Raw genomic sequence first — 24,405 nt, 5'->3', positions numbered from 1 at the left:
GGAAACAGCCCAGAAAACAGGCTAGAGGTGTAAACCATGTCTCGGGACACCTGTCAACGATGTCCCGAGACATGACACTGGTCGGGCTGACAGGATTTGAACCTGCGACCACTTGACCCCCAGGCACCGGAACGACCTTCGCGGGCCTTCGCCAGTACCCGTTTTGTGCAGGTAGGCGCGTTTTGCGTCTGTCGGTGACGGTGGGCGAATGTCGGCGAAATGGGCTACGTTGCCATCCGCGTTGCCATCCATCGACACTCCCCGGCGCGACACGCCCGGCGCGGATCGGCGTCAAAATTGGCGCGGCGCATCCAGCCAGATCGACGGTTGCACAGCGGTTGCCGAAATCGCTTGCCGCCCTTGCATTCGCGGTGTTGACGGTTCAACAATCGAAGCTCGAAAGCTGTTGATATGTAAACACTTTCGGTCGTTATGGGTGGTTGACGCGACGCCGCCGCACACATAGCGTCTGCGCCATGACAACGAGCACACCCGCACCGCTGACCATCCTCCCGCCGTCCGCTGCCGAGCACATCGGCGACTGGGAACTCAGCGACGACGACCGGATCGCGCACCGACACTTTCACTGCGGCGAGCACACGACGCCGGGCGGCCTGCGCGTCAAGGTGCACGGACTGCAGTACGTCGACGGCGGACTCGACGGGCTCAGCATCGCGCTTAGCGACGAGCACGGCGACGTGATGGTCGACAGCAGCGACGTCGAGGCCCTGGCCGCCCACCTGCGCGACGCCGCTGACGAACTCGACCATCTCGCCCGGTAAGTTCGTCGCTCCCGCCGCAACGGCCCGTCACCGCATGCGCGGTGGCGGGCTGTTCTACATGTCGTGCACTAGCCCAATCAGCTGCGGGAACGGGTTCACTGTCAGCATCTCGTCGAGAGTCTCGACGGTAAAGACGCGGCCGTCGGTGTGCTGCAACACCGACCCGAGTGTGTCGTTGACGCGCGCCCATCCGGTGCCGCCGAGTACGCCAATCACGGGTACCCCGCCGAGTCGCTTGCCTTCACCCTGCAGTGACTGAAAGCGGTTTGCCTTGTCACGCGCTGTACCGCCGTCGTTGGCAACCTTGCATTCGAGCATCCCTCGCAGAGTGTCGGACGCATCGAAGACGACGAAATCCGGTGCAGGAGTGACAGTTACGCCGAATCGGGTTGCGATGTCTCCCTGATTGTGGGCGCCGGTGCGGATATACGGTATCCCGTTCTCGTCGAACAACTGTTGCACCGCATCTTCGAGCAGATCACCGCGGTTACTTGTGGTGGCGTTCGTGACTTGATTAAACGGTCCGCCGAAGTGTCGCTGATGGAGATACGAGCTATAAGGCACGCCCTCGCTCGCCAGCGTGCGCACGCCGTCCCAGCCGTCGCGTGTGTCGAACTTCTCCTGCTTGCTGTGCCAGCCCAGCGCTGCGTCTGTGTACAGTTCCCGGCGTACCAGCTTGTCGATGGTGTGCGCCAGCACGCGCGCCTGCTCGGCGCTGATCCGGCCGCCCCGCTTCTCGGCGCCGTCGATCGTCGACGACGACACCTTTTGGCTGCCGTCAGCCAACTCTTCGGCCACAACGGCCGTCGCAGGCGCAAGCTCATTCTTGAGCAACCCGGTGATGGTGCGAAACACCAGCAGAGTTTGCGGATTCTGTTGCAGTAGCGCAGCGATGTCGCCGACAGCCACCTTCGTGAATCCCTCCGTGGCGTCGTACGCCGCGGAGTAAACGTGCTCGAAGTGCGGTTCGTCGTAGAACGGAACGTGGGGCACATACGCGAAGTCGGCCGCAAGCTGCGGCACGTAGCGCTCTCGCGCGATGGCCGCGAAAATGCCGCTGTGTTGGGCCGTTCCGTGACGTTCGGGAATCAGCCTGATCTCGCCGACACGCTTGTCCCAGGTGTCGGCTGCCAGGACGGCCGCGATGGTGCTCTCTGGCGTGGTCACTGGCCCACTGCATGAAGCTCGGCGGGCGGGTCGTCATTGTCGAAGCCCTCTGCGAGGCGCCGTCGCGCCTCGGTGACGAACTCCGAGTGCAACTCGAAGCCGATCGCTTGGCGGTCGTAGCGGCGTGCCACCGCGACGGTTGTGCCGCTGCCTGCGAAGGGGTCGACGACGAGGCCGCCCTTGGGGCTGGCGCAGCGGATGAAGAACTCTGCGAGGCCCTCGGGCATCGCTGCGGTGTGCGCGACGCCGCGATATTGGTTGTAGGTCTGAGGCACCCAGACGACGTTTCCGGGGTCGGCGCCGCCGCGCAGGTACGTTTTGGTGCGGTCTCGGCCGAAGCCCGCCGCGGTGTTGCGACGGCCGTTGGAGTCTTGGGCGCGGCGCGCAATCTCTGCCGCATCGGCCCGGTAGGGCACGCGGACGGCGTCGAGGTCGAAGTATGGGTGTGTGCCGCGAGCGAAGTGATAGACGTACTCGAACGCGTCTTTTGTCCGCGGGCCGAACTTGCCCGGCACCGCGTTCGGCTTGGCCCAGATGTACGTCTCGACCCAGCGCCAACCCATCTGCTGCAGAGCCAGCACCAGCTGATACACGTACGGGTGCCGTTGCCCCTTCAACGGGCCGCGGTTGGCGACACGGTTCTTGATGTTGAGGACGAGACTGCCGGTTTCGGTCGTCGCCGCGAGCATCTTCTCGGCGTACGGAAGGAACCATTCGACGTAGTGGTCGGGGTGAATCCGGCTGTAAGCGCGGGCGTCGGCGTATGGCGGCGACGTGAAAAACAGATCAACGCTGCCCGCCGGGAGTTTGGGCAACAGGTCCGCGGAGTCGCCGTGAACTATCCCGTCAGCGATCATTCGATGCAGTCCACGCGGCGCCATAGCGGGATCGTAGCCAAGGGCACCCACGCGGCCCCGTAGGCGCACGGGCGCGTACCTATCGAGTGCGTTCGCTACCCATCTCAACCGATGTCATCGCCGCCCGGTACGGGCGTAGCCGCGCCTTTAGCGCGGTCGTCAGGTACGGCCCAAGCGACCCGGCGCCCGGCGCGAACGTTATCCCGAACCCATCGGCCTGCAGGCTGTGCGTTTCGGGAAGGACCTGCGGCGGCCTCGTCAGCACCGTGGCGGCCACCGCTGCGACTGCCCGCGTGATGGGGCCGGGTATCGGTGTCGGTACTGCGGAGGGCCACAGGTGCCCGGCTATCAGGTCGCTCGCCTCGTCGAGCAGTGCGTCGACGGGCGGCAGGTCGTCGGCCAGCTCGTCGCGGCCGATCGCTCGCAACGCGGCCTTGACTTCATCCGCGGTCGCGTAGGACATCGCTCACCGGGCCTTCCGCGTGTTCGCGTCCTGCGAGGCCGACGTCACGCGTCGAGGGCCGCCGCGGGCAGTCGGCGCCGAGACAGTCGTGCTCGTCGAACTCGCCGCACCAAGGTTCGTCGGGCGGTGGCGGGGGCGCTGCGGCTTTCTTGCGTGGCCGGTTCTTCGGGCTAACTGGCATCGGTGCCGTCCTCGCTACCGTCGCCGTCGGGGTCGTCGTCGGGCAGTTCCTTCGGCAGGCCGACGTCGCGGATCAGCTTGGCGAGCAGCAGCCTGCGGGCGCGGACCTCGGCAAACAGTGGGTGCATCCGCGGCCCTTGGTTCGACTCGATAACGGGCTCGATTACGGCGAGTTTGGCCCGCAAATCGGCCAGTTCATCGACGGTGTAACACGCCTCAGCGAGCACCGCGGCAGCGGATTGGTCGAGATCGAAATCGCCTGTCACAGCGGCCCACAGCCGCCGACCGCCCGCCTTCAATCCTCGCGGTGTGATCACCACAACCCCCTTTCCAAGGGCCAAAGTTCTGAATTGCCAGGGAGAGAAGCCCGCCTATGCCCCGAGGTGCGCCTGCGGAGCTTCGGCGGGGTACTCCCCCACCCCCGTGGCGTGAGGGGTGAGTCGCCCCGCGCGGCGCGGAGGTCGCTAAACGACGCGCACGCGCGGGGCGCTCTCGGGGTGGTGGTGTGGCTGCAGCGTTTCCGCATACGAACGGCGGCGCTTCACCCGAACAGAGAACAGGGCACGACAGCAAAACCACCGAACGTGTTACGGCGCGTCGTACAGGCGCACGATCGCCGCCGGGTGGGGGAACGCGAACCCGACGCGCATGGTGGCCTTGATGCCGATGCGGTCCGTCTCGAAGTACCGCGAGCGGTCGACGTCGAGGCGCACATCGTCGCGCAGCACGACCACGACCTTGGCCTGCGGGACGGCCCACACGGTGCCGACAGCCACCGCCGGGCTGGGGATCAGCGGGACGCCGAGCACCTGGCGCTGCGTGGGCTGGGCTGCGTCGTAGCCGAGCAGCGGCTCATTGCTGCCGGTCTGCTTCTTGACCTTTGACAGTTCCAGGACGGTTGTCGGGTGCGCCACGAACGACGTCACGGCGGCGCCTGCGACCTCGGCCTTGGACAGAGCTTCGGCGAACGGGTCGGTGTTGGCGATCGTCCCGCCTGTGTCAACGGTCGACACGCCCGCCACCGACAGCAGGCCGCTCGGCCCGTTGGTCACGGTGTCGCCGAAGAACGCCGCATCGACGCCTCGGGCGATCTTCTCGGCCAGGCCGTCGCCGACAAGCTGCTGCGCCGACGGAGACGAGTCCTCGGCCAGCTCGCGGGAAATGATCGACAGGCCGCCGACCTTCGCGGGCCGCACGACCACCTCGTCGAAATCGGCGTCGCTGGCGGGAATCTCGGCGCCCTCGGCGATCCACGCCACGCCTGCGTCACCTTCGACGACGGGAATGCGGTACTCGTTGGAGGTCGTGGTCACGACGCTGGCGATGCGCAGCGCAACCGACGCCTGCCGGACGGGCTGAATGATCAGCGGGCCGAGTTGTTCGGGCAGAAGGCCGTGCGTGCCACCAGACGGGGAAGTGAGCAGAGTCATATTAAGTTGTTGCCTTTCAAGCAAATTCAACGAATCAACAGAGATGGTGTGTGACTGTCGCGGCGCTGCCTGCGACGTGCTGCCCGCCTGGGGCTGATCGGTGCGGTAACCGGGGTCACGGACCTACGCGGCCACCGCACCAATCAGCTTACCGGCGGGTTGCGTCAAAAAGGCCGGTCAGTCGTCACCTAGACGCGGGTTGAGGATCTTCTGCCACGACGTCGCCGGGCGGTAGTCGTCACTGCCCGTCGCGCCGCTCTTGAGGCCGCCGCCGCGACCCGTCGGGTTGCGCTTCTGTGGACGTGGAGCAGCCCAATGCCGGTGAGCCCTACCAATGGCGCCCGCGGCGTCGGCGACCTTGGCGGGGTCGAGGTTACCGTCGTCGTCGAGCAGCGCGGCGATGTCGAGCCCGTCACGCCACATGTCGGCACCGTCGGCGAGGTGCTCGGCGGCCAGGCGCTCGGCCTCGCGGCGCTGCAGCGTCGACAGGCGCTCACTCAGGGCGTCGCGTTGCGCTTCGGCCTCGCGGAGTTGGCGCCGGTACTTGGCGGCCTCGCGGTTGCCGCCGCCGTCGCCCTCGGCTGGCGCGTCGCTCTGCTCGACCGTTGACTCGTCAACAGGTGCGCTGTCGCCCTGTCCTGTTGCGACCTCAACGGTTGTGTTGTCGATTTCGTTTGTGTTCAACGGTGTTCCTCTCGGGTGTTTGCGATTGGATGCGCCACGGTTGCCCATTCGGTGAATTGGGTGACGCCGTACTCGCTCATCTCGTAGTGCGTTACCTGGACTTGCAGGGTGCCGTCGGCCAGGCGCCGCAGATCGTCGAGCGTGTGCTCGACGTGGGGCACGATGTCGCGGGGCGCCCGCTGGTGGTTGTCGAACGCCGCGCGCAGCGGATCGTCGTCGGTCACGCGTAGTTCCTCCGTCCGTTGGCTTTCGGGTAGTAGGTCTGCCGTCGACCGGGCCGAGACAGGGTGCAGTGCGGCGCCCGGCCGTCGCTGAGCTTGAGCAGCCGCCCCGGCACGCGGCGACGCTGCCCGTCGGCTGTCTCGACGACCCGCGCGACGCTGCGCACGCAGCCGCGGCTCGAAACCTCGTAGAACCCGACCCATCCGTCGACGGGGCGGAATAGTTCGACGCTCATCGGTTCGGCCCCGCTTCGCCCCGCTCGGCCTCGCGGGTGATCTGTTCGACCACTAACGGCGCTGCGTCAGTCGAAGCCGGAAGGGACCTCAGCGCCTCGCTGCGTAGCCGCTCTCGGGCCGCCCTGCTCAGATGCTTGTCGAACGCTCCCGCGTCGAGGCCGTCGAGGATGCGCCGGGCGAACTCGGGTGTGAACGTGGACGTGATCACAGGGTGCCCCCGGTTTGCCGAACTAGCACGCCGGCCGCCTCGTCGTACCTGAACAGAGGCTTTTCGTCGCTCAAAGCAACGTTGCTGCTTGTACTCATGTGAACTTGAATCTCCTACCGGTATTTAGTTGTGAGTGATTTGCTGACGGGGCGGCAGAACAGGTAGCACGCGTTTGCGCATATGAGGCTCACACAGCGCACCCAGAGCAAAGCGACCTGCGGAAACGGACCACGATCGGGCACATAGAGACGCCAACCCCGAAAAAGGTGTGCTACCCGTGCTGTCGACTCCTTTTATGCCGATTGAGCTGCGCATATAGGCACAAGAAGGCACCCTGCAATCTGTGCTGAATCCGTACTGAAAAAGCAGCAGAATGCCTCGTAAAACTGATGCTGACCTGCAGTAAGAGGCAGCGGCGGCCCATATGGCAATCTGTACTGCAATCTGTGCTGACCACCCCGCTGGCAGCACGGATTCAGTACGAGTTGCGCGGTTTGCTACGAGCGCAGATACACCGAGATACGCCGTCCATACGGTGCTGACTTTGCTGTCAACCGGTCGGGCACAGGGGCACACCTTTTTGCATATGAGCGCCTTAAAGGCCCCCCGATGGCCGTTGACGTGCACGAATGGCGCTGACAAAGCCACATATAACCACCAACCTGCAATAAACTGTCCCCCTGTGCCCAATACATGACTTACAGGCGTTGAGCTGCGGATATAGCGGGCACAGAATGTTTCTCCGACCCGTGCCCAACTCAACACGAATTACCCGCTTCTATGTGCTCTGAACTGCTGCTATTGCCCGCGACGGCCGATCCCGCGACCTGTGCCCCAACCTGTGCCCGGCACTGTGCTCGCGGCACGGATCGGGCACGACTTGCACCGTTCGCTGAATCCTCGCCGTCGGCCGCAGCCGACCCCTGCCGTAACGCCAGCCCCCGATAGATTCGGACGCTCCGAACCGGCGTTGATCGGATGCCGAATCGCGCCGACAGTTCACGTCCGAGCCCGACCGTCGAGACACCTGCAGTGTTCTCGCCGTTGTCGCGCGCCCAACGCACATACGCCTCGCAGAACTCGACCGGCGTCGCGTCCGTCGGCGAGCCAGGTGTAAATTCGCAGCACTCCGCGACGAACCGCTCGACGGGCGACGGCGGCGAGGGCTCGGCCACCGCGAGCCACGGCCCGAGTTCCCTCGCCTGCTCGACCATTCCGTCGAGGCATGGGTGGCAGGCGCAGGCTAATGCGACGTTGACCAGCCGCCGATCTGGGGTGCGACCATCGGCGAGGTCATCGCGAACGAGATTCATTGCGTTCATGGCGCGTTCGTGTTGGGCATCCTCGTCGTACTCGCTCCTTGCCAGGGCACTGACAATGGCCGGTGTGATCCTGTCGCCGGTCATTTCGCCGCTGCCAGACGGTCGACGTACGCCTCGATCGACTTGCGGGTCACGAATCCGCGGCGACCGATATTGCATTTCACGAGCTGACCGTTGTTGATCAGTTCATAGACCTTCGTAAGGCCAAGGCCCCCAAGGTATTTCGGCCCAACTTCTGTGACGGCAACGAGCAATTGCCGATCATCCTGTTGCATATAACGCCCTCCGATATTCAGTTGTCGTCGCCATCCTCCGGCGACGTTCGCCGACGCTCGCGGTCGGCTTGATGAAGACCATATGTGCGGGGTTGGTCAAAATCGCCACGTCTTCGCCAACTTGAACCGCTCACGGCGCCTGCGGGTTTCGGCCCGCGAGTCGTATGGAGTAGCGCCGAGTCCTCTGCGGTAGATTGCGGTATCGGATGACCACTTGACCTTTGTGGCGCAAATCACAGTGAGGGGCTATGGGAAAGAACGCAAACGGCGAGGGCTCCATCTACAAGCGAACCCGCGACGGCCGTGTAACCGGATATGTCGCGGCGCTCACCTACGCCGACGCTGACGGCCGAACGCAGCGAATCCGCGTCTACGGCCCAACGCGCGCCGACGCCCGAGAGAAGCTCAAGAAAGCCCGCGAGCGCATCGAAAGCGGCGCCCCGGCGCGCGACGCAACTATGCCGGTTGGGGCGTGGCTGGCGCACTGGCGGGGAACAACGCTCGCGGCGAGCGACCGCAAGCAGGCCACGCGCGCGCTCTACGAGAACCTCTCGCGGCTACATCTTGAGCCCGAACCGTTCGGCGCGATCCGACTCGACAAGCTCAAGCCGAGCGACGTCGAGAAACTCGTTCTGACCATGCGCGCCAAGATCAAGCCGGGGCCGAAGGGCGTCGACGGCAAGCCAGGCGAGCCGGTGCGCGCGCTATCTGATTCGACGATCCGCTCGACCTACACGGTTTTGCGTGCCGGGCTCGACGGCGCGGTGCGCGACGGGCTGCTCGCCAAGAACCCGGCCGCCGCAGTGAAGCGGCCCGGCGTCGAGCGCGCCGAGGCGAAGCATCTCGATCAGGGCGCCGTCGCCCAGGTGCTCGCCGCCGCCTCAGCGTCGCGCTATCACCCGGCGCTCGTCTTGATCGCCGCTACCGGCTTGCGACGCGGCGAAGTGCTGGCGCTCGCGTGGGATCGCGTCGACCTCGACACCGCGGTGCTCAAGGTCGCTGCAACGATCGGCCGCATTGGCGGGCAGCTGGTCATCAGCGCGCCCAAGACGGAACGGTCCCGGCGCGCGGTGCCGCTCTCCCCCGCCGTCGTCGAACTGCTCCGCAAGCACCGGGCGGCTCAGGCCGCCGAGCGCCTCCGTGCGGGCGACCAGTGGCAGGACAGCGGTCTGGTGTTCACGACGGAACTCGGCGGGCCAGTCGATCCGCGCAACCTGTTGCGCGTCGTGGAGACGGCAGCCAAGGCCGCGGGGGTCGAAACCGACCTGCACACGATCCGGCACAGTGCGGCCGTCGCGTGGCTTGAGGCGGGCGTACACATCAAAGCGGTTGCTGATCTGCTCGGGCACTCGTCGGTGGCGATCACCGGCGACATATACGGGCACACCAGCGACGACACGGCGCGAGCCGCAGTCGACAAGCTCAGCGCCGCCCTCGGCCTGTAGCGAGCCAACTTCCCCTTGGCCCGGTACCGGTCGAACTACCGGCCGTCGCGGAGCTGTCGCACTTCTTCGCGCAACACGATGATCTGCTTCTCCAACTCGATGATCCCGGCTGCCGCGGAGCCGACCAGGCCGAGGAGCATCCCGATCAACTTGAGGCCCTTATTGGAGGTGCTCTCGTCGATCTTCGCCAGCCCGTCGCGAATCTGTTGACTTACCACCGCTTCGGGATGAAGGTCGGCCGCTCTGATCTTGCTGAAATTGGGGTCAGGCCCCATGTCTTCGATATTCACAGCTAGCACGTTAGAACGCATGTGCGATGTCTGCGTGCAGGCGATTCGGCGTTTCGCCCCGCAAACCAGACTCTTGGCGTACTATCACGCAGCTCTTACGGAGCGCTCAGATTCGACTAGCCATCTGTGTTGCCATCCACGTTGCCATCCATACCCCCGACCGGTATGAAAAAGGCGGTCCCGGATTTCTCCGAAACCGCCTCTGAACTGCTCTAACTCTGGTCGGGCTGACAGGATTTGAACCTGCGACCACTTGACCCCCAGTCAAGTGCGCTACCAAACTGCGCCACAGCCCGGATGCCGCCTCGATCACCGGCAGCAGGTCGAAAGCCTACCGCAGTCGGCCCGGCGTTCTGCTAACCCCCGAGCGACCTGCGAGTCTGCCGCACCCACGCCCGCAGCGCCTCGGCGAGTTCGGACTCGCGGCGGTAGAACCGCTGCGCGGGAACCGGCACGCTGACCGCCACCAGCTGCCCGCCCACCCCGGGCAGGACGGCGCCCACCGCGCAGATGCCTTCGGTCTGCTCCTCGCGGTCGTAGGCGACGCCGTCGGCGCGCACGCGCTCTAGCTCCTTGCGCAGCGCCGCGGGGGTCGTGATGGTGTTGGCGGTGAACCGGGCCAGCCGGCGGGACAGAACCCGCGCCTGCTGCTCGGGCTCCAGCGCGGCCAGCAGCGCCTTGCCGTTGGCGCAGCAGTGCAACGGGAACGACTCCCCCACGGCGCTGATCGCGCGCAGCCGGTGCGGCGAGACCACCTGATCGACGAAGGTCGCCCGATCACCGTCGAGGATCGACAGATCCACGGTTTCCTCCAGCTCTCGCGACAGCTCCTCCAGGAACGGGTGGACATCCATCACGACGCCCAGTCGCACCGAGCCCGCCATCCGCGCGATCTCGGGCCCCAGCCGGTACGGGCCGCGGGCCCCGCGCGGGGCGACCAGGCCCTCGTCGTCCAGGGCGCCGAGGATGCGGCTCACCGTCGAGCGGGCCATGCCCAGCCGCTCGCCCACCTCGGCCTGGCTCAGGCCGCCCGGGTGCGCCTGTAGCAGCCGCAGTATCTCGGCCGCGCGGGCGATGACCTGAATCCCGCCGGCGCGGGCATCCTCGGACCCGACGGCCATCACGCGACCCGGCCCGTCTCGAGCCGGTAATTCCCGGTCGGATCGACGATCGCGACCAGGCGCACGATGCAGCCGTCGCCGTTGACCCAGCGCCAGGGGAACGCGGCGAAGGTGACCCGCTTGCCGGTGACCTTGTCCAGGTCGCCGCCGACGTTTTCGAACCCGTAGATGCCCTTGGACAGGATCGCGCGATGGCACGGCTCCCACTCGGGAAAATCGTCGAGCACCCTGCGGCCGGTCTCCTGCTCGTATTCCCTTACCGCCCAGGGCAACAGCCCGCCGGTGTGTTCCGCGGGGCCGTGCGCGGCGATCGACGTGGCCATTGGGTGGTCCAGCGCCTGGGTGTCGGTGCCGACGGCCTTGACGCCCTTGGCCGCGAACCACTCGCCGGCGTCCTGGTAGAAGCCCGGGGAGTAGGCGTAGTACGCGGCGCTGTCGGCGTACTTGTGGTGCCAGCCGGTGTTGACGATGACGATGTCGCCGGCGCGGATCTCAGGGCCGGCGGCGCTGGCGTGCTCCAGGTCCTCGGCGGTGACGACCTCCCACTTGTTTTTCGGGATGGACACGACGACGCCGGTGCCGAAGAACGCGCTGAGCGGGATCTCGTGCAGGAACGGCGTGCCCTCGACCACGTGGGCGGGCGCATCGATGTGCGTGCCGGAATGCATTACGGTGGTGATCTTTTGGGTCAGCACCCGGCTTCGGGCCATGTTGTGCAATCGTTCGATCTTGACGTCCTCGAAGTACGGCCACGCCGGGACCCCATGACCCCACGGGTGGGACAGGTCGTAGAACTCCAGCGTCGACTCGGCTTCCCCAAGCGGCCAGGTGATATTCATGTGGGTCCCTTTCAGCACGCGGTGTAGCCGCCGTCCAGGTACATCACCTGGCCGGTGAAAAAGCTCGAGGCGTCGCTCAGCAGATAGATCAGCGCGCCGACGAAGTCGTCCGGCTCGGCGAAGCGGCGCAACGGGATTCGCGCGAACATCGCCTCACGGGTCTGGCGTCCGCGCTCGTCGTCGGCGTACATCCACTCGGTCAGCTCCGAGCGGAAAACCGTTGGTGCAATCGCATTCACGCGGATGCCGGCGGCGCCCCATTCCGCGGCCAGGCTCTTGGCCAGCAGGTCGGTCGCGCCCTTCGAGGGGCAGTACGCGCTGTAGCCGGCGGGGTGGCCGAGCGACCCCCTGACCGAGGAGACCAGCACGACGCTGCCGCCGTCCCCCTGGTCGAGCAGGACCCGTCCGGCCGCCTGGCACACCAGCCAGGCGCCGCGGGCGTTGGCGCCCATCACGTCGTCGAAGTCCTCGACGGCCATCTCGGTGATCGGCGCGACGCGGTTCATGCCCGAGGCCACCAAGACGCCGTCGAGGCGGCCGTGCCGGGCGACGGCCGCGTCCACCATCGCCTGGGCGTCTGCGGGGGTCTCGGGGCGGCGGGTGACCACCGCGGCGTGGTCGATGCCGAGGTCGCGCAATGCCGCTGCGTTTCCGCCGGCCAGCGTCAGCCGGGCCCCGGCTTCCGACAGCGCACGGGCCGCCACGCTGCCCAGCGCACCGGTCGCGCCGGTGATCAGGATCGACTTGTCGCGCACGCTGAACCGGCGCACCGGTACCTCCATTGAGTCCCGCGTTACGGGTGTATCAACCCGCTATACGAGAAAGAGTAGGAGAGGCGTCGATCTAAGTCAATCGGAACTCCTGTGATGTAGGCGTCATTGCTCGCATCGTAGGAATTCACGATGATCCTTGGTCGCATCAGGCCCAGAAGACACCGCGGGAGGCGGCTACCCTTTTGCCCGCCTCCGAGCGACAACCCGAGCTGGGGCGATTTGTCGCTGTGAGGCGGGCGCGCGCACAACCGCCCGCCGCAGAGATATGACTGGCGTGGCGGGCGTTAAACGCGACCGCTCAGCGTCGCTTGGCTCCGCGCTTCTCGCGCACCCGCACGTTGATCCGGGCCGGGGTGCCCTCGAACCCGAACGTCTCGCGCAGCCGCCGCTCCAAAAAGCGCCGGTAACCGGCCTCCAGAAAGCCGGAGGTGAACAGCACAAACGTCGGCGGGCGGGCGGTGGCCTGGGTGGCGAACAGGATGCGCGGCTGCTTGCCGCCCCGCACGGGCGGCGGCGTGGCCGCCACCACCTCCTTGATCCAGGCGTTCAGCTGGCCGGTCGGGATCCGGGTGTCCCAGGACGCCAGCGCGGTCTCCATCGCCGGCACCAGCTTCTGCACCGCGCGGCCGGTGCGGGCCGAGATGTTGACCCGCTGCGCCCACCGCAGCTGCACCAGCTCGCGGTCGATCTCCCGCTCCAGTAGCTCACGCCGGTCCTCGCCGACCAGGTCCCACTTGTTGAAGGCCAGCACCAGCGCCCGTCCGGCCTCGACCACCATCGACAGCACCCGCTGATCCTGTTCGGTCAACGGCTCGGACGCGTCCACCAGCACGACCACCACCTCGGCCGCGTCGATGGCCGAATGGGTGCGCACCGACGCGTAGAACTCGTGCCCCCGCGCCTGCCCGACCTTGCGCCGCAGGCCCGCGGTGTCGACGAAACGCCATATCTTGCCACCCAATTCGATGAGCGAGTCCACCGGATCGACCGTCGTGCCGGCGACCTCGTGCACCACCGACCGCTGGTCGCCCGCCAGCTTGTTCAGCAACGAGCTCTTGCCCACGTTCGGCTTGCCGACCAGCGCCACCCGCCGCGGCCCGCCCGCCGCCGGCGCCGCCTCCGACACCTCGGGCAGCGCGGCCAACATCTCGTCGAGCAGGTCGGCCACGCCGCGGCCGTGCATGGCGCTGATCGCGTGCGGCTGGCCGAGTCCCAACGACCACAACTCGGCGACGTCGGCCTCGGCCCTTTCGCTGTCAACCTTGTTGGCGGCCAAAAGGACTGGCTTGCCCGAGCGCAGCAGGATCCGGGCCGCGGCCTCGTCGGCCGTGGTCGCGCCCACGGTCGCGTCGACCACCAAAATCACCGCGTCGGCGGTGCGCATGGCCACCGACGCCTGCTCGGCCACCAGCTGTTGCAGGCCCTTCGCGTCGGGCTCCCATCCCCCGGTGTCCTGCACGACGAACCGGCGGCCGGTCCACAGCGCGTCGTAGGAGACGCGGTCGCGCGTCACGCCGGGGACGTCCTGCACCACCGCCTCGCGGCGCCCGAGGATCCGGTTGACCAGGGTCGACTTGCCGACGTTGGGCCGGCCCACGATCGCGACGACCGGCGCGGGGCCGGGCTCGTCCACCCCTTCGATACCGGAATCGACTGCTTCCCAGTCGCTTTCGTCAATCCAGGTGCCGTCCTGCGTCACCGCACCGCCCCGCTTCGCTGCCTGACCAGCTCCAGCAGATGGGCGATCACCTGATCCTCGGTCATGTCGCTGGTGTCGAAGACCACCGCGTCGGGGGCCGCGCGCAGCGGCGACACCGGCCGGGTGGAATCGAGGTGGTCGCGGCGGCGCACGTCGGCCAGCACGCCCTCGTAGTCGTCGGCCAGACCCGACGCGACGTTCTGGTCGTTTCGCCGCCTGGCCCGGGTCTCGGCCGAGGCGGTGAGGAAGATCTTCACCGGCGCGGCGGGCAGCACCACGGTTCCGATGTCGCGGCCCTCGACGACGACGGCGCCCGGGCCCTCGGCCATCGCCCGTTGCAGCGCGACGAGCCGCGCGCGCACCGCCGGGACCGACGACACCGCCGAGACCGCCCGGGTGACCGAGTCGCCGCGGATCTCGGCCGAAACATCTTCCCCGGCAAGGTAACAGCTCACCCGGTCGGGGTCGTAGCCGACCGACAACCGGGTCGCGGACGCCACCCGCTCGACCGCATCGGCGTCCGCCGGGTCGACCCCCGCGCGCAGCACCGCCAGGGTCACGATCCGGTACATCGCGCCCGTGTCCAGGTAGCGGGCCCCCAGCGCGCGCGCCAAACCCTTTGACACCGAGGATTTTCCGGTCCCGGCCGGCCCGTCGATGGCCACCACGACGTCAGAGCTCACAGGCCCACCGCCTGGTACAGCCGCCCGACCTCGTCGCGCCGCAGCGCTCGGATGCTGCCCGGGCGCTGCTCACCCAGCGACACCGCCCCGATGTCGGTGCGCACCAGCGCCTCCACCGGGTGGCCCGCGGCGGCCAGCAGTCGACGCACAATGCGATTGCGGCCCTCGTGTAATGTCAAGCGCACCAGCGTCTTACCCGGGATGGCGTCCACCACGGCGAAGTCGTCGACACGGGCCACGCCGTCGTCCAGCTCGATCCCGGATTGCAGCCTCTTGCCCAGCCCGCGCGGCACCGACCCCGCCACGGTGGCCAGGTACGTCTTGGGCACCTCGTGCGAGGGATGCATCAGCCGGTGCGCGAGCTCCCCGTCATTGGTCAGCAGAATCAGCCCCTCGGTGTCGGCGTCCAGCCGGCCGACGTGAAACAGCTTCTTGTTGCCGCGCACCCGTGTTTCGACAAGGTCGCCGATGCACGGCCGGCCGCGGTCGTCGGACATGGTCGACTGCATGCCGCGGGGCTTGTTCAGCGCCAGATACACCAGCGAGTCGTCGACGATCACCCGGACCCCGTCGACGCGGATCACCGAGGCGTCCGGGTCGACGCGGGTGCCGAGCTCGGTCACCACCCGCCCGTCCACCTCGACCCGGCCGTCGACGATGAGTTTCTCCGCCGCCCGGCGCGAGGCAATTCCTGCTTGGGACAACACTTTTTGCAAGCGGATCCCCTGGGTTTCGGCCATCGATCCTTGATCAATCTTTGTCGATGTCGAAGGACAGCCCCTGCTCGGGCGCCGAACCGCCCGTGAGCTTGACGAAACGTGGTTCGCTGTCCAGGGATTCGCTGAGGTCCTCGATGGTGTCGACGTCGGGAAGCAGCGGCGCGATGTCGGGCAGGTCGGCCAGCGACGTCAGCCCCAGGCGCTCCAAAAACAGGTCGGTGGTGGCGAACGTCGTCGCGCCGGTGTCGTCGTCGACGCCGGCCTCGGTGATCAGGCCGCGCGCCAACAGCGTGCGCATCACGGCGTCGACGTTGACGCCGCGCACCGCGCTGACCCGCGCCCGCGTCACGGGCTGGCGGTAGGCGACGACGGCCAGCGTCTCGAGCGCCGCCCGGGTGAGCTTGGAGCGCGCGCCGTCCAACAGCAGCTTCTCCACGTAGGGCGCGAACCGGGCGCGGGTGTACATCCGCCAGCCCTCGCTGGTCTGCCGCAGGTCGATGCCGCTGTCGCGCGCGGTGAGCTCGTCGGCCATCTGCTGCAGCTTGGCGGCGATCCGGTAGACGGGTTGCTGCGTGGCCGACGCCAGCGCCTCGGCGGTGACCGGCGTGTCCACCACCAGCAGCAGCGCCTCCAGCACGGAGCCGAGTTCCTCGGCGTCCATCGGCGCCGCCTCGGCGATCTCGATGCCCAGGTCGGATTCGAGATCTTCGGGCAACTCGTCGTTCACTATTCGTCCCGCACCTCTACCAGGGATTCACTGGTCGGACGCTCCCCGGTCCACGAAATTTGGAGCACGCCGAGCGGCTCTGACTGGTCGAATGCTACCGCCCGGGTCCGATACAGCTCGAGCAGCGCCAGGAAGCGCCCGACGACCTCCATCGGCGCCTGACAGTCGGCAACCAGCTCGGAAAACGTCGCCCACTGGCCGCTGCCGCGGGCCTCCAGGATCGCCAGCAGTTTCCCGGCCTGCTCGGGGACCGAGACCATCACGTCGTGCAGGTGGCCGACGGCCACCGTGGGGACCGGCCGCGGGGTGAACGCGACCGCGGCGATCTGGGCGAACCGTTCGGCGTCGACGCCGAGCATCACCTCCGGCAGCAGCTCGGTGAAGCGGTCCTCCAGCGACACCGAGCGCGGGTAGCTGCGCAGCGCGGCGGCCTCCAGCTCGGCGAACATCTCCGCGACGTGCTTGAACGCCCGGTACTGCAGCAGCCGGGCGAACAGCAGGTCGCGCACCTCCAGCAGCGCGAGGTCCCCTTCGTCGTCGATCTGGCCGGCCGGAAGGAGGCGGGCGGCCTTGAGGTCGAGCAGCGTCGCCGCGATCACCAGGAACGCGGTGGTCTCCTCCAGCCCCAGCTGCGAGCCGATCTCGCGGGTGTAGGCGATGAAGTCGTCGGTGACCCGGTGCAGCGCCACCTCGGTGACGTCGAGGCGATGCGCGAAGATCAGCTGCAACAGCAGGTCGAACGGGCCCTCGAAGTTGGTCAGGCGTACCTGGAAGCCGTTCTTGGCGGGCGCCTCACCGTTAACCGGGCCAGTCTGCAAGCCGTTCACGCGCCGAATCGGTGGATGAACTCGCGGGCCAGCGCGCGGTAGGCGACGGCGCCGGCCGACCGCGGCGCCCAGGTGGTGATCGGTTCGCCCGCCACGCTGGTCTCCGGGAACCGGACGGTGCGGGTGATCACGGTGTCGAACACCAGGTCCCCGAAGCGCTCCACGACGCGGGCCATCACCTCGCGGGCATTGACGGTGCGCGGGTCGTAGCGGGTGAGCAGGATGCCGCTGATCTCCAGCTTCGGGTTGAGCCGGTCGCGCACCTTGTCGACGGTGTCGGTGAGCAGCGCCAGGCCGCGCAGCGAGAAGAACTCGCACTCGGTCGGGATCACGACGCCGTCCGCGCAGGCCAGGCCGTTGACGGTGAGCAGGCCGAGCGACGGCTGGCAGTCGATCAGCACGTAGTCGTAGCGGTCCAGCACCGGGTGCAGCGCCCGGCCCAGGGTCTGCTCGCGGCCCACCTCGTTGACCAGCTGGATCTCGGCGGCCGACAAGTCGATGTTGGACGGCACCAGGTCCATGTGCTTGACCCGGGTGGACAGCAGCACGTCGTCGATCGACACCCGCGGCTCCACCAGGACGTTGTGGATGGTCTTTTCCAGCTCGTAGTGCGGCACGCCCAGGCCCGCGGACAGCGCGCCCTGCGGGTCCATGTCCACCAGCAGCACCCGCCTGCCGTACTCGGCGAGCGCGGCGCCCAGGTTGATCGTCGAGGTGGTCTTCCCGACGCCGCCCTTCTGGTTGCACATCGCGACCACCTTGGCCGGGCCGTGCGAGGTGCGCGGCTCGGGCTCCGGGATCGGCCGCGGCGGGCGCCCCGTCAGGCCGATCTCGACGGCGCTGTCCGGTTGCTCGGCCATCATGCCCGGTGTGTTCGGGAGGTGAACATCGCAGAAAGTGTAGCGGCTGCGCGCGCCAAGGCCGGGCGACCCGCAGGCAAGTAACCAGCCAATATGGACGGATTTCTGTGGTGGGCCGCGCAGGCGCACGGCGAGTTAACTTCAGTCACATCAGCAACATTGGCGGGGCGCACTATCGTGGTTTCCCATGGACCTCAAACGACGGCTCCCCCTGCTGCGGTGGTCGGTCTGGCGGATGGCCCCCGGCATTCGCAACATCAACGTCACGGGCCAGATCGGCGACGGGCGCGAAGCCGCCGCGGTCGACTACGTCCTGGCCAACGCCCGCGCCGGCGACGTCGACGACGTGCTGGCCACCATCGACAAGTTCGCCTACGAGAAGGCGATGCTGATCAACGTCGGCGACGAGAAGGGCCTCTTGCTCGACGCGGCCGTGCGCCGCGCCGATCCCGCGCTCGCTCTCGAGCTGGGTACGTATTGCGGCTACGGGGCGCTGCGGATCGCCCGCGCCGCCCCGGCCGCCAGGGTGTTTTCCGTCGAGCTGGCCGAGGCCAACGCCGCCAACGCCCGCCGGATCTGGGAGCACGCCGGCGTGGGCGACCGGGTGACGTGTGTCGTCGGCACCATCGGGGATGGCGGCCGCACGCTCGACGCGCTGGCCCATGACCACGGATTCGCCTCCGGCGCGCTGGATTTCGTGTTCCTCGACCACGACAAGGACGTCTACCTGGACGACCTGATGAGCATCGTGGACCGCGGCTGGCTGCACCCGGGCTCGATCGTGGTCGCCGACAACGTCAAGCTGCCCGGCTCGCCGAAGTACCGCGCGTACATGCGCCAGCAGCAGGGCAAGCTGTGGAACACCGTCGAGCACAAGACGCACCTGGAATACCAGTCGCTGGCGTCCGACCTGGTGCTCGAGAGCGACTACCTGGGGTAGAGCGCCGCGAGCTTCGCGGGTTATTGCGCGCGTGGGTGCGCCCCGGCCCACACCTCGCGCAGCGCGTGCACCGTCACCTGGGTGTAGATCTGCGTCGTGGTCACCGAGGCGTGCCCCAACAGCTCCTGCACGACGCGGACGTCGGCGCCGCCCTCGAGCAGGTGGGTGGCGAACGAATGCCGCAGCATGTGCGGCGACACGCCGGACGTGATGCCGGCGCGCTCGGCGGCGTCCTGCAGCACCTGCCAGGCGCTCTGCCGGGACAACCGGCCGCCCCGCGCGTTGAGGAAGATGGCCGGCGTCCCGCGGCCGCGGCGCGCGAGGTCGGGCCGGCCGCGCACCAGGTAGGCGTCCACCGCCTGCACCGCGGGGCGCCCGACGGGCACCAGCCGCTGCTTGCCGCCCTTGCCGCGCAGCAGCACCGACCTGTCCTCGGTGTCGATGTCGTCGACGTCGAGGCCTACGGCCTCCGAGATCCGAGATCCGGTGGAGTACAACAACTCCAGCAGCGCGCGGTTGCGCAGCGTCAGCGGGCCGTCGCTCGGGCTGTCACCGCCGGCGCCCTCCAGCAACGCCAGCGCCTGGTCGATCGTCAGGCTCTTGGGCAGCCGGCGGCCCGGCGTCGGCGGCCGCACGGCCCGCGCCACGTCCAGTTCGGTGAGCCCCTCCGCGGCGGCGAACCGGTGCAGGCCGCGGACGGCGATCAGCGCCCGCGCTGCCGACACCGCCGACAGCGCGGCCGCCCCGGAATTGGGGTCGCCGCGGCGCAGCGCCACCAAAAACGCGCTGACGTCGTCCTCGCCGACCTTGGCCAGATCGTGAATTCCGCGGTCGGACAGGTGCTTCGAGTAGCGGCGCAGGTCGCGGCGATAGGAGCTCAGGGTGTTTTTCGCCACGCCCCGCTCGATGGTCAGGTGGTCGAGGTAGCCCTGCAGTTGGGTGTCCAGCGCCGCGGTCACGGCGCGGCCTTTCGCGCGGCGAACGCGGTCGGCTTGTCGGGCCACGGACTGTCCGGCGGGCGCGGCTGCGCGAACCCGGTGGTGACGACGTGCGCGGCCAGAATCCCCGCCACCGCAATGGCATTGACGATCTCACCGCTGAGCACCCTGCGGGCGGCTTCCGCCAGCGGATACCACCGTAGCTTCATGTCGGCCTCTTCGTCGTGTGCCTCGGGCCGGTCCACCTCGGTGAGCCCGGTGGCCAGGTAGACGCGCACCGACTCGTCGCTGAAGCCGGGCGTGGAGTCGAGGTCGACGAGCACCCGCCAGGCGTCGGCCCGCAGGCCGGCCTCCTCCTGCAGCTCGCGGGCGGCGGTCAGCTGCGCCGGCTCGCCGCCGACGTCGAGCAGCCCGGCGGGCAGCTCCCACAGCCGCCGCCCGAACGCGTGCCGGTACTGGTAGACCATCGGGATGTTGCCCTCGTCGTCCATCGCCACCACTGCCACCGCGCCGAAGTGCTCGACGACCTCGCGCGTGACGACCTTGCCGCCCGGCATCCGGACCCGGTCGCGGCGCAGCGCGAAAATCCTTCCGGTGTGCAGCGTTTCGGATGACGCCGTCTCGAAGACGTGCTCAGCCACGGGTGGCGGGCTCGGGTAGCGGCCGCTGGGAGCTGTCTTGGTGGTTGCCGTTGGAGGAGTGCTCGGGAATCTCGACGGGCAGCAACTCCCCGCCCGCGTAGTCGAGCGCCGCCTTCACGAATGCCACGAACAGCGGGTGGGGGCGGGTGGGCCGGCTCTTGAGTTCGGGGTGGGCCTGGGTGCCGACGATGAACGGGTGCACGTCCGGCGGGTACTCGACGAACTCGACGAGGTGGCCGTCGGGCGAGGTCCCGGAGAAGCGCAGGCCGCTCTGGGCGATCCGGTCGCGGTAGGCGTTGTTCACCTCGTAGCGGTGCCGGTGGCGCTCGGACACCTCCGTCGTCCCATAGGCTTGGGCCACAACGGAATCCGGTTCCAATACCGCGGGATAGGCACCCAGCCGCATGGTGCCGCCGAGGTCGGCCTCACCGGCGATGATCTGTTCCTGGTCGGCCATCGTGGCGATCACGGGATCCGGTGTGCCCGGCTCGAATTCGGCCGAGTTGGCCTCCGTGAGGCCGACCGAGCGCGCGGCTTCGATCACGATGCACTGCAGACCGAGGCACAACCCCAGGACCGGCAGCCCGCGCCCCCGGGCGTGGCGGATCGCCCCGATCTTGCCCTCGATTCCGCGGATGCCGAACCCGCCCGGGATCAGCACACCGTGCACGTCGTTCAGCGCTGCCGCGGCGTCGCCGGCGTTCGCGCACTCGTCGGAGGGCACCCACACCATCTCGACCTTCGCGTGGTGCTTGAACCCGCCCGCGCGCAGCGCCTCGGTGACCGACAGATAGGCGTCGGACAGCTCAACGTACTTGCCCACCAACGCGATCCGCACCGTCTCGTGCGGTTCGTGGACCCGGCGGAGCAGGTCGTCCCATTCGGTCCAATCGACGTCGCGGAACGGCAGGCTGAGTCGGCGCACCACGAACGCGTCGAGCTCCTCGCGGTGCAGCACCTTGGGGATGTCGTAGATCGACGGCGCGTCCGGGGTGGAGATAACGCCGTCGATGTCGACGTCGCACATGAGCGCGATCTTGTTCTTCAGCGCTTCGGGCACGTCGCGGTCGCAGCGCAGGATCAGCGCGTCGGGGGTGATACCGATGCTGCGCAGCGCGGCAACCGAGTGCTGGGTGGGCTTGGTCTTGAGCTCGCCCGAGGGCGCCAGGTAGGGCACCAGCGACACGTGCAGGAAGAAGACGTTCTCCCGGCCGAGGTCGTGGCGGACCTGCCGCGCGGCCTCCAGAAAGGGCTGCGATTCGATATCGCCCACGGTGCCGCCGATTTCGGTGATCACCACGTCGGGGCGGTTGCCGTCGGCGTCCGGCTGCGCCATCGCCAGGATGCGTCGCTTGATCTCGTCGGTGATGTGCGGGATCACCTGCACGGTATCGCCGAGGTATTCACCGCGCCGCTCCTTGGCGATCACGCTCGAATACACTTGCCCGGTAGTGACATTCGCCGAGCCGGACAGGTCGCGATCCAGGAACCGTTCGTAGTGGCCGACGTCGAGGTCGGTCTCGGCGCCGTCCTCGGTGACAAACACCTCGCCGTGCTGGAAAGGGTTCATGGTGCCCGGGTCGACGTTGAGGTAGGGGTCGAGCTTCTGCATCGTGACGTGCAGCCCCCGCGCCGTCAGCAGCTGCCCGAGGCTGCTGGCCGTAAGCCCCTTGCCCAGCGAGGAAGCCACCCCGCCGCTGACGAAGAGGTGCTTGGTGGCGGTTTGCGGGTGCTTGCGCACTGGCGACCTCCGTGACGACGGGCAGGGCTTGAGTTTGTCTAGCGTTAGCTAGCTGGGCCTGCCGACCACGGAAACCCACCCTAACATCCGGCACGGCGTGCCGCCGCGAACACGCCCTAGCAAAGGCGGTTACTGGGCGCTACTGGGGCACCGTGATCGAACTGGCCCCGTGCCCGGTGCCGTACTGCCCGACGTGCCCGCCGTTGATCAGGTCGTGCAGGCCCAGCACGGCGGTGATCCGCCCCGGCGCGGCGTCGACGTCGTCGACGGTGCTGATCGCCGACGACATGCCGGGGTCGGCGCGGGTCACGGCGACCGCGGCGCCTCCCGTGGCCGAACCGTCGCGCCCGGCCAGCAGGGTGCCGGACCCGTGCGGGGCCAGCGCGGCGGAGAACCGGGCCACGCTCACGCCCTGGTTGCCGGCGTCCTGCGGCAGCGCGCCGCCGGTGACGACCAGCGCGGCGTTGGCCGCCGCCACGTGGTCGGCGGGCTGGTAGGTGATGAACCCGGTTTCGCGCAGCGACGCCAGCACGGTGTCGCGCTCGGGGTCGCCCACGGGCGGCAGCGCGGGGTCGGCGCTGATCAGCAGCGCGATGCCCAGCAGGTCGCCGGCCTGTGAGCCCTGGTCGACGAGCTTGGTGCTCAACTGCTGCCCGGCGGGCAGGACCGACGAGTTGACCACGGTGCGCAGCTTCTCCGCGGAGTTGGCGTCGACGAACTCCTGCGTCAGCGACACCGTTCCCGAGACCGTGCCGCCGGCCTGGCCGATGAATTTGGTGACCGCGGCGACGTCGTCGTCCTTGGCGTCCGGGGTGCGGAAGACGACCACCGACTTGCCCCCCAGCGCGTCGTGCACGATCCGGCCGGCCAGCTGGTTGTCGAAATTGTTTGCGGCGGCGAGCTTTTGGTTCAGCACGTTCTTTTGGTCGTTGAGCCCGCTGATCTGTGTGTACAGGTCACGCTTCTCGGCACGCAGGCTGGACAGCAAGCTGTCCGACAAGAATCCGGAGCCCAGCACCACTCCGACTGCCAGCGCCAGGAAGACGGCGGCCAGTGACAGCGCGTGTTGGCGTAACGAGATCATGGAAGCACCGTCCTCGCTGGTTTAGGGCCGGTTTAGGTGACCAAGTGCTGCACCCAGAGGGAGAAGCGATTCCAGTAATCGACGACAAAGTGCAGCACCGTGGCGTCGGTGCGCGACACCCATAGCGCCACGATCACGGCGATCAGCATCGTCAGCGCCAGCAGCGCGATGGCGCCCGCCGAAATGTGGTTGCGGTACAGGGTGGCAACGGCCTTGGCGTCCACCACCTTCTCCCCCACCCGCAGGCGGGTCAAAAACGTCGAGGGGTTGCTCTGCGCGCGCGTGCGGTCGAAGAACGTCTCGATGTTGGCGGTGTGGCCGGCGGTCACGAGCAACGCGGCGCCGTGGTGGTCGGCCAGCAGCAACGCCAGGTCGACGGCCGATCCCGCGGCCGGAAACGTCATCGCCCCGACGCCCAGGTCCTGGATTCGCTCCAGGCCGGCCGCGTGACCGTCGGCGTCGGCGGGCAGCACGACGTGGGCGCCGCACTTGAGGGCCTCGGTGCTGATCTGATCGGGGTCGCCGACGATGATCTGCGGCCGATATCCGGCCTTGCGCAACACATCCGCGCCGGGACCGACGCCGATGAGCACCGGCTGGTACTCCTTGATGAACGGCTTGAGCGAGCGCAGGTCGTCGGCGGCGGTGGGCTCGTCGGCCACGATCACCACGTGCCGGCGGCGCAGGTCGACGTCGATGTCGGGGATGCCGATGCCGTCGATCAGCAGCGGGCTTTCGCTCTTGATGAATTCGATGGTGTTGCCGGCGAACGCCTCCAGGTGGGCGGCCAGGCCGCTCTTGGCCTCCCGCATCAGGTCGGCGATGTCGTGGTCGGTGCGTTCGGTGCCGCGCACCAGCCGGCGGTCGCCGGAATACACCCCGCCCTCGTACAGGCGAACCTTGGCGCCGTCCTTGACCTTCTTGAAGACGTCCGGCCCGGTCTCGTCGATGAGGGTCACGCCGTTGTTGACCAGCACCTCGGGCCCGAGGTTGGGGTAGCGGCCCGACACCGACGGCGAGGCGTTGACGACGGCTGCGACGTCGGCCTCCACCAGCGCGTCGGCGGTAATGCGGTCCAGGTCGAGGATGTCGAGGACGACGATGTCGCCGGGACACACCCTGCGCAGCAGGCGGTCGATGTTCCGGTCGACCCGGGCGGTGCCCGTCAGGCCCGGCCGGGTCGTATTACGCGAGAGCAGTCCTGACATCTTCATGGGGGCGATTCTCTAGTCGAAGCGCGGGTGACGCGTGG

The 24,405-nt window shown here is 68.0% G+C and carries 29 protein-coding genes and 1 tRNA gene; 3 read left to right on the top strand and 27 right to left on the bottom strand.

All coding sequences use genetic code 11. The annotated features are described in order from the left end of the window. Positions 1 to 476: 476 nt before the first annotated feature. Positions 477 to 782, top strand: a complete 306-nt coding sequence (locus BST11_RS15345) for a hypothetical protein (RefSeq protein WP_083138779.1) — start codon at positions 477 to 479, stop codon at positions 780 to 782. Positions 783 to 836: 54 nt separating this feature from the next. Here the strand turns inward: BST11_RS15345 and BST11_RS15340 are convergent, their stop codons facing one another. From BST11_RS15340 to BST11_RS15295, 11 genes are all read right to left on the bottom strand, one after another. Further along, complete coding sequence (locus BST11_RS15340; protein WP_083138778.1) at positions 837 to 1,949, bottom strand: hypothetical protein; 1,113 nt, start codon at positions 1,947 to 1,949, stop codon at positions 837 to 839. Further along, positions 1,946 to 2,830: a DNA-methyltransferase gene (locus tag BST11_RS15335; protein WP_169834916.1), complete on the bottom strand. Its 885-nt coding sequence runs from the start codon at positions 2,828 to 2,830 to the stop codon at positions 1,946 to 1,948. The genes BST11_RS15340 and BST11_RS15335 overlap by 4 nt, the downstream gene beginning before the upstream one ends. A gap of 55 nt (positions 2,831 to 2,885) precedes the next feature. Beyond that, the gene (locus BST11_RS15330; RefSeq protein WP_083138776.1) at positions 2,886 to 3,269 is read right to left on the bottom strand and encodes a hypothetical protein; all 384 of its coding nucleotides are present in this window, start codon (positions 3,267 to 3,269) and stop codon (positions 2,886 to 2,888) included. 170 nt (positions 3,270 to 3,439) lie between these two features. Continuing rightward, the gene (locus tag BST11_RS15325) at positions 3,440 to 3,769 is read right to left on the bottom strand and encodes a terminase (protein ID WP_142276373.1); all 330 of its coding nucleotides are present in this window, start codon (positions 3,767 to 3,769) and stop codon (positions 3,440 to 3,442) included. Between the two features lie 267 nt (positions 3,770 to 4,036). Further along, positions 4,037 to 4,879 carry a phage major capsid protein gene (locus BST11_RS15320; protein WP_083138774.1) on the bottom strand — a complete coding sequence of 281 codons (843 nt, stop codon included), beginning with the start codon at positions 4,877 to 4,879 and terminating at the stop codon, positions 4,037 to 4,039. 177 nt (positions 4,880 to 5,056) lie between these two features. Further along, on the bottom strand, positions 5,057 to 5,563 hold the full coding sequence (locus BST11_RS15315; protein WP_083138773.1) for a hypothetical protein: 507 nt from the start codon (positions 5,561 to 5,563) through the stop codon (positions 5,057 to 5,059). Beyond that, positions 5,560 to 5,787: a hypothetical protein gene (locus BST11_RS15310; RefSeq protein WP_083138772.1), complete on the bottom strand. Its 228-nt coding sequence runs from the start codon at positions 5,785 to 5,787 to the stop codon at positions 5,560 to 5,562. The genes BST11_RS15315 and BST11_RS15310 overlap by 4 nt, the downstream gene beginning before the upstream one ends. Next, the gene (locus BST11_RS15305) at positions 5,784 to 6,020 is read right to left on the bottom strand and encodes an NUMOD4 domain-containing protein (RefSeq protein WP_083138771.1); all 237 of its coding nucleotides are present in this window, start codon (positions 6,018 to 6,020) and stop codon (positions 5,784 to 5,786) included. Before BST11_RS15305 ends, BST11_RS15310 begins: the two co-directional genes overlap by 4 nt. Further along, entirely contained in the window at positions 6,017 to 6,229 is a 213-nt protein-coding gene (locus BST11_RS15300; RefSeq protein ID WP_083138770.1) for a hypothetical protein, read from the bottom strand. The genes BST11_RS15305 and BST11_RS15300 overlap by 4 nt, the downstream gene beginning before the upstream one ends. 758 nt (positions 6,230 to 6,987) lie before the next feature. Beyond that, positions 6,988 to 7,635, bottom strand: a complete 648-nt coding sequence (locus BST11_RS27175; RefSeq protein ID WP_142276372.1) for a hypothetical protein — start codon at positions 7,633 to 7,635, stop codon at positions 6,988 to 6,990. Next, positions 7,632 to 7,826, bottom strand: a complete 195-nt coding sequence (locus BST11_RS15295) for a MerR family transcriptional regulator (RefSeq protein ID WP_083138769.1) — start codon at positions 7,824 to 7,826, stop codon at positions 7,632 to 7,634. Before BST11_RS15295 ends, BST11_RS27175 begins: the two co-directional genes overlap by 4 nt. A gap of 248 nt (positions 7,827 to 8,074) precedes the next feature. On the opposite strand from BST11_RS15295, the gene BST11_RS15290 reads away from it, so the two are divergent. Further along, the gene (locus BST11_RS15290; protein ID WP_083138768.1) at positions 8,075 to 9,271 is read left to right on the top strand and encodes a tyrosine-type recombinase/integrase; all 1,197 of its coding nucleotides are present in this window, start codon (positions 8,075 to 8,077) and stop codon (positions 9,269 to 9,271) included. A gap of 35 nt (positions 9,272 to 9,306) precedes the next feature. Here BST11_RS15290 and BST11_RS15285 read toward each other — a convergent pair whose 3' ends face one another. The 11 genes from BST11_RS15285 to BST11_RS15235 form a co-directional block, all read right to left on the bottom strand. Beyond that, the gene (locus BST11_RS15285) at positions 9,307 to 9,561 is read right to left on the bottom strand and encodes a hypothetical protein (protein ID WP_142276371.1); all 255 of its coding nucleotides are present in this window, start codon (positions 9,559 to 9,561) and stop codon (positions 9,307 to 9,309) included. 219 nt (positions 9,562 to 9,780) lie between these two features. Next, a tRNA-Pro gene (locus tag BST11_RS15280) sits at positions 9,781 to 9,857 on the bottom strand. 60 nt (positions 9,858 to 9,917) lie between these two features. Then, entirely contained in the window at positions 9,918 to 10,682 is a 765-nt protein-coding gene (locus BST11_RS15275) for an IclR family transcriptional regulator (RefSeq protein WP_083138789.1), read from the bottom strand. Further along, complete coding sequence (locus BST11_RS15270; protein ID WP_083138788.1) at positions 10,682 to 11,521, bottom strand: cyclase family protein; 840 nt, start codon at positions 11,519 to 11,521, stop codon at positions 10,682 to 10,684. Before BST11_RS15270 ends, BST11_RS15275 begins: the two co-directional genes overlap by 1 nt. Before the next feature lie 11 nt (positions 11,522 to 11,532). Beyond that, positions 11,533 to 12,291, bottom strand: coding sequence for an SDR family NAD(P)-dependent oxidoreductase (locus BST11_RS15265; protein WP_425320602.1), 759 nt, complete (start codon positions 12,289 to 12,291; stop codon positions 11,533 to 11,535). 301 nt (positions 12,292 to 12,592) lie between these two features. Continuing rightward, positions 12,593 to 13,993 carry a ribosome biogenesis GTPase Der gene (der, locus tag BST11_RS15260; protein ID WP_083138765.1) on the bottom strand — a complete coding sequence of 467 codons (1,401 nt, stop codon included), beginning with the start codon at positions 13,991 to 13,993 and terminating at the stop codon, positions 12,593 to 12,595. Beyond that, a complete protein-coding gene (cmk, locus tag BST11_RS15255) occupies positions 13,990 to 14,676 on the bottom strand; it encodes a (d)CMP kinase (RefSeq protein ID WP_083138764.1) in 687 nt (228 codons plus the stop codon). Before cmk ends, der begins: the two co-directional genes overlap by 4 nt. Then, positions 14,673 to 15,416 (bottom strand): pseudouridine synthase, encoded by a 744-nt coding sequence (locus BST11_RS15250; RefSeq protein ID WP_083138763.1) that lies wholly within the window; start codon positions 15,414 to 15,416, stop codon positions 14,673 to 14,675. The genes cmk and BST11_RS15250 overlap by 4 nt, the downstream gene beginning before the upstream one ends. A gap of 10 nt (positions 15,417 to 15,426) precedes the next feature. Further along, the gene (gene scpB, locus BST11_RS15245; RefSeq protein ID WP_276033815.1) at positions 15,427 to 16,110 is read right to left on the bottom strand and encodes an SMC-Scp complex subunit ScpB; all 684 of its coding nucleotides are present in this window, start codon (positions 16,108 to 16,110) and stop codon (positions 15,427 to 15,429) included. An 11-nt stretch (positions 16,111 to 16,121) separates the two neighbouring features. After that, positions 16,122 to 16,949, bottom strand: coding sequence for a segregation/condensation protein A (locus BST11_RS15240; protein WP_244897662.1), 828 nt, complete (start codon positions 16,947 to 16,949; stop codon positions 16,122 to 16,124). Beyond that, on the bottom strand, positions 16,946 to 17,809 hold the full coding sequence (locus BST11_RS15235) for a ParA family protein (protein WP_067318060.1): 864 nt from the start codon (positions 17,807 to 17,809) through the stop codon (positions 16,946 to 16,948). Before BST11_RS15235 ends, BST11_RS15240 begins: the two co-directional genes overlap by 4 nt. A gap of 187 nt (positions 17,810 to 17,996) precedes the next feature. On the opposite strand from BST11_RS15235, the gene BST11_RS15230 reads away from it, so the two are divergent. After that, positions 17,997 to 18,749 (top strand): class I SAM-dependent methyltransferase, encoded by a 753-nt coding sequence (locus tag BST11_RS15230; RefSeq protein WP_083138761.1) that lies wholly within the window; start codon positions 17,997 to 17,999, stop codon positions 18,747 to 18,749. 20 nt (positions 18,750 to 18,769) lie between these two features. Here the strand turns inward: BST11_RS15230 and xerD are convergent, their stop codons facing one another. The 5 genes from xerD to steA form a co-directional block, all read right to left on the bottom strand. Then, positions 18,770 to 19,708, bottom strand: coding sequence for a site-specific tyrosine recombinase XerD (gene xerD, locus BST11_RS15225; RefSeq protein WP_211284721.1), 939 nt, complete (start codon positions 19,706 to 19,708; stop codon positions 18,770 to 18,772). Further along, positions 19,705 to 20,328: an NUDIX domain-containing protein gene (locus BST11_RS15220; RefSeq protein WP_083138760.1), complete on the bottom strand. Its 624-nt coding sequence runs from the start codon at positions 20,326 to 20,328 to the stop codon at positions 19,705 to 19,707. Before BST11_RS15220 ends, xerD begins: the two co-directional genes overlap by 4 nt. After that, positions 20,321 to 22,069 carry a CTP synthase gene (locus BST11_RS15215; RefSeq protein ID WP_083138759.1) on the bottom strand — a complete coding sequence of 583 codons (1,749 nt, stop codon included), beginning with the start codon at positions 22,067 to 22,069 and terminating at the stop codon, positions 20,321 to 20,323. The genes BST11_RS15220 and BST11_RS15215 overlap by 8 nt, the downstream gene beginning before the upstream one ends. Before the next feature lie 139 nt (positions 22,070 to 22,208). Further along, the gene (locus BST11_RS15210) at positions 22,209 to 23,153 is read right to left on the bottom strand and encodes a copper transporter (RefSeq protein ID WP_083138758.1); all 945 of its coding nucleotides are present in this window, start codon (positions 23,151 to 23,153) and stop codon (positions 22,209 to 22,211) included. A gap of 32 nt (positions 23,154 to 23,185) precedes the next feature. Next, positions 23,186 to 24,367: a putative cytokinetic ring protein SteA gene (gene steA / locus BST11_RS15205; RefSeq protein ID WP_083138757.1), complete on the bottom strand. Its 1,182-nt coding sequence runs from the start codon at positions 24,365 to 24,367 to the stop codon at positions 23,186 to 23,188. Positions 24,368 to 24,405 lie beyond the last annotated feature (38 nt).

Source organism: Mycobacterium alsense, from assembly GCF_002086635.1.
GTDB lineage: Bacteria > Actinomycetota > Actinomycetes > Mycobacteriales > Mycobacteriaceae > Mycobacterium > Mycobacterium alsense.
Note: the sequence above shows the minus strand (reverse complement) of the source record. Positions and strands in the feature narration are given on the sequence as shown.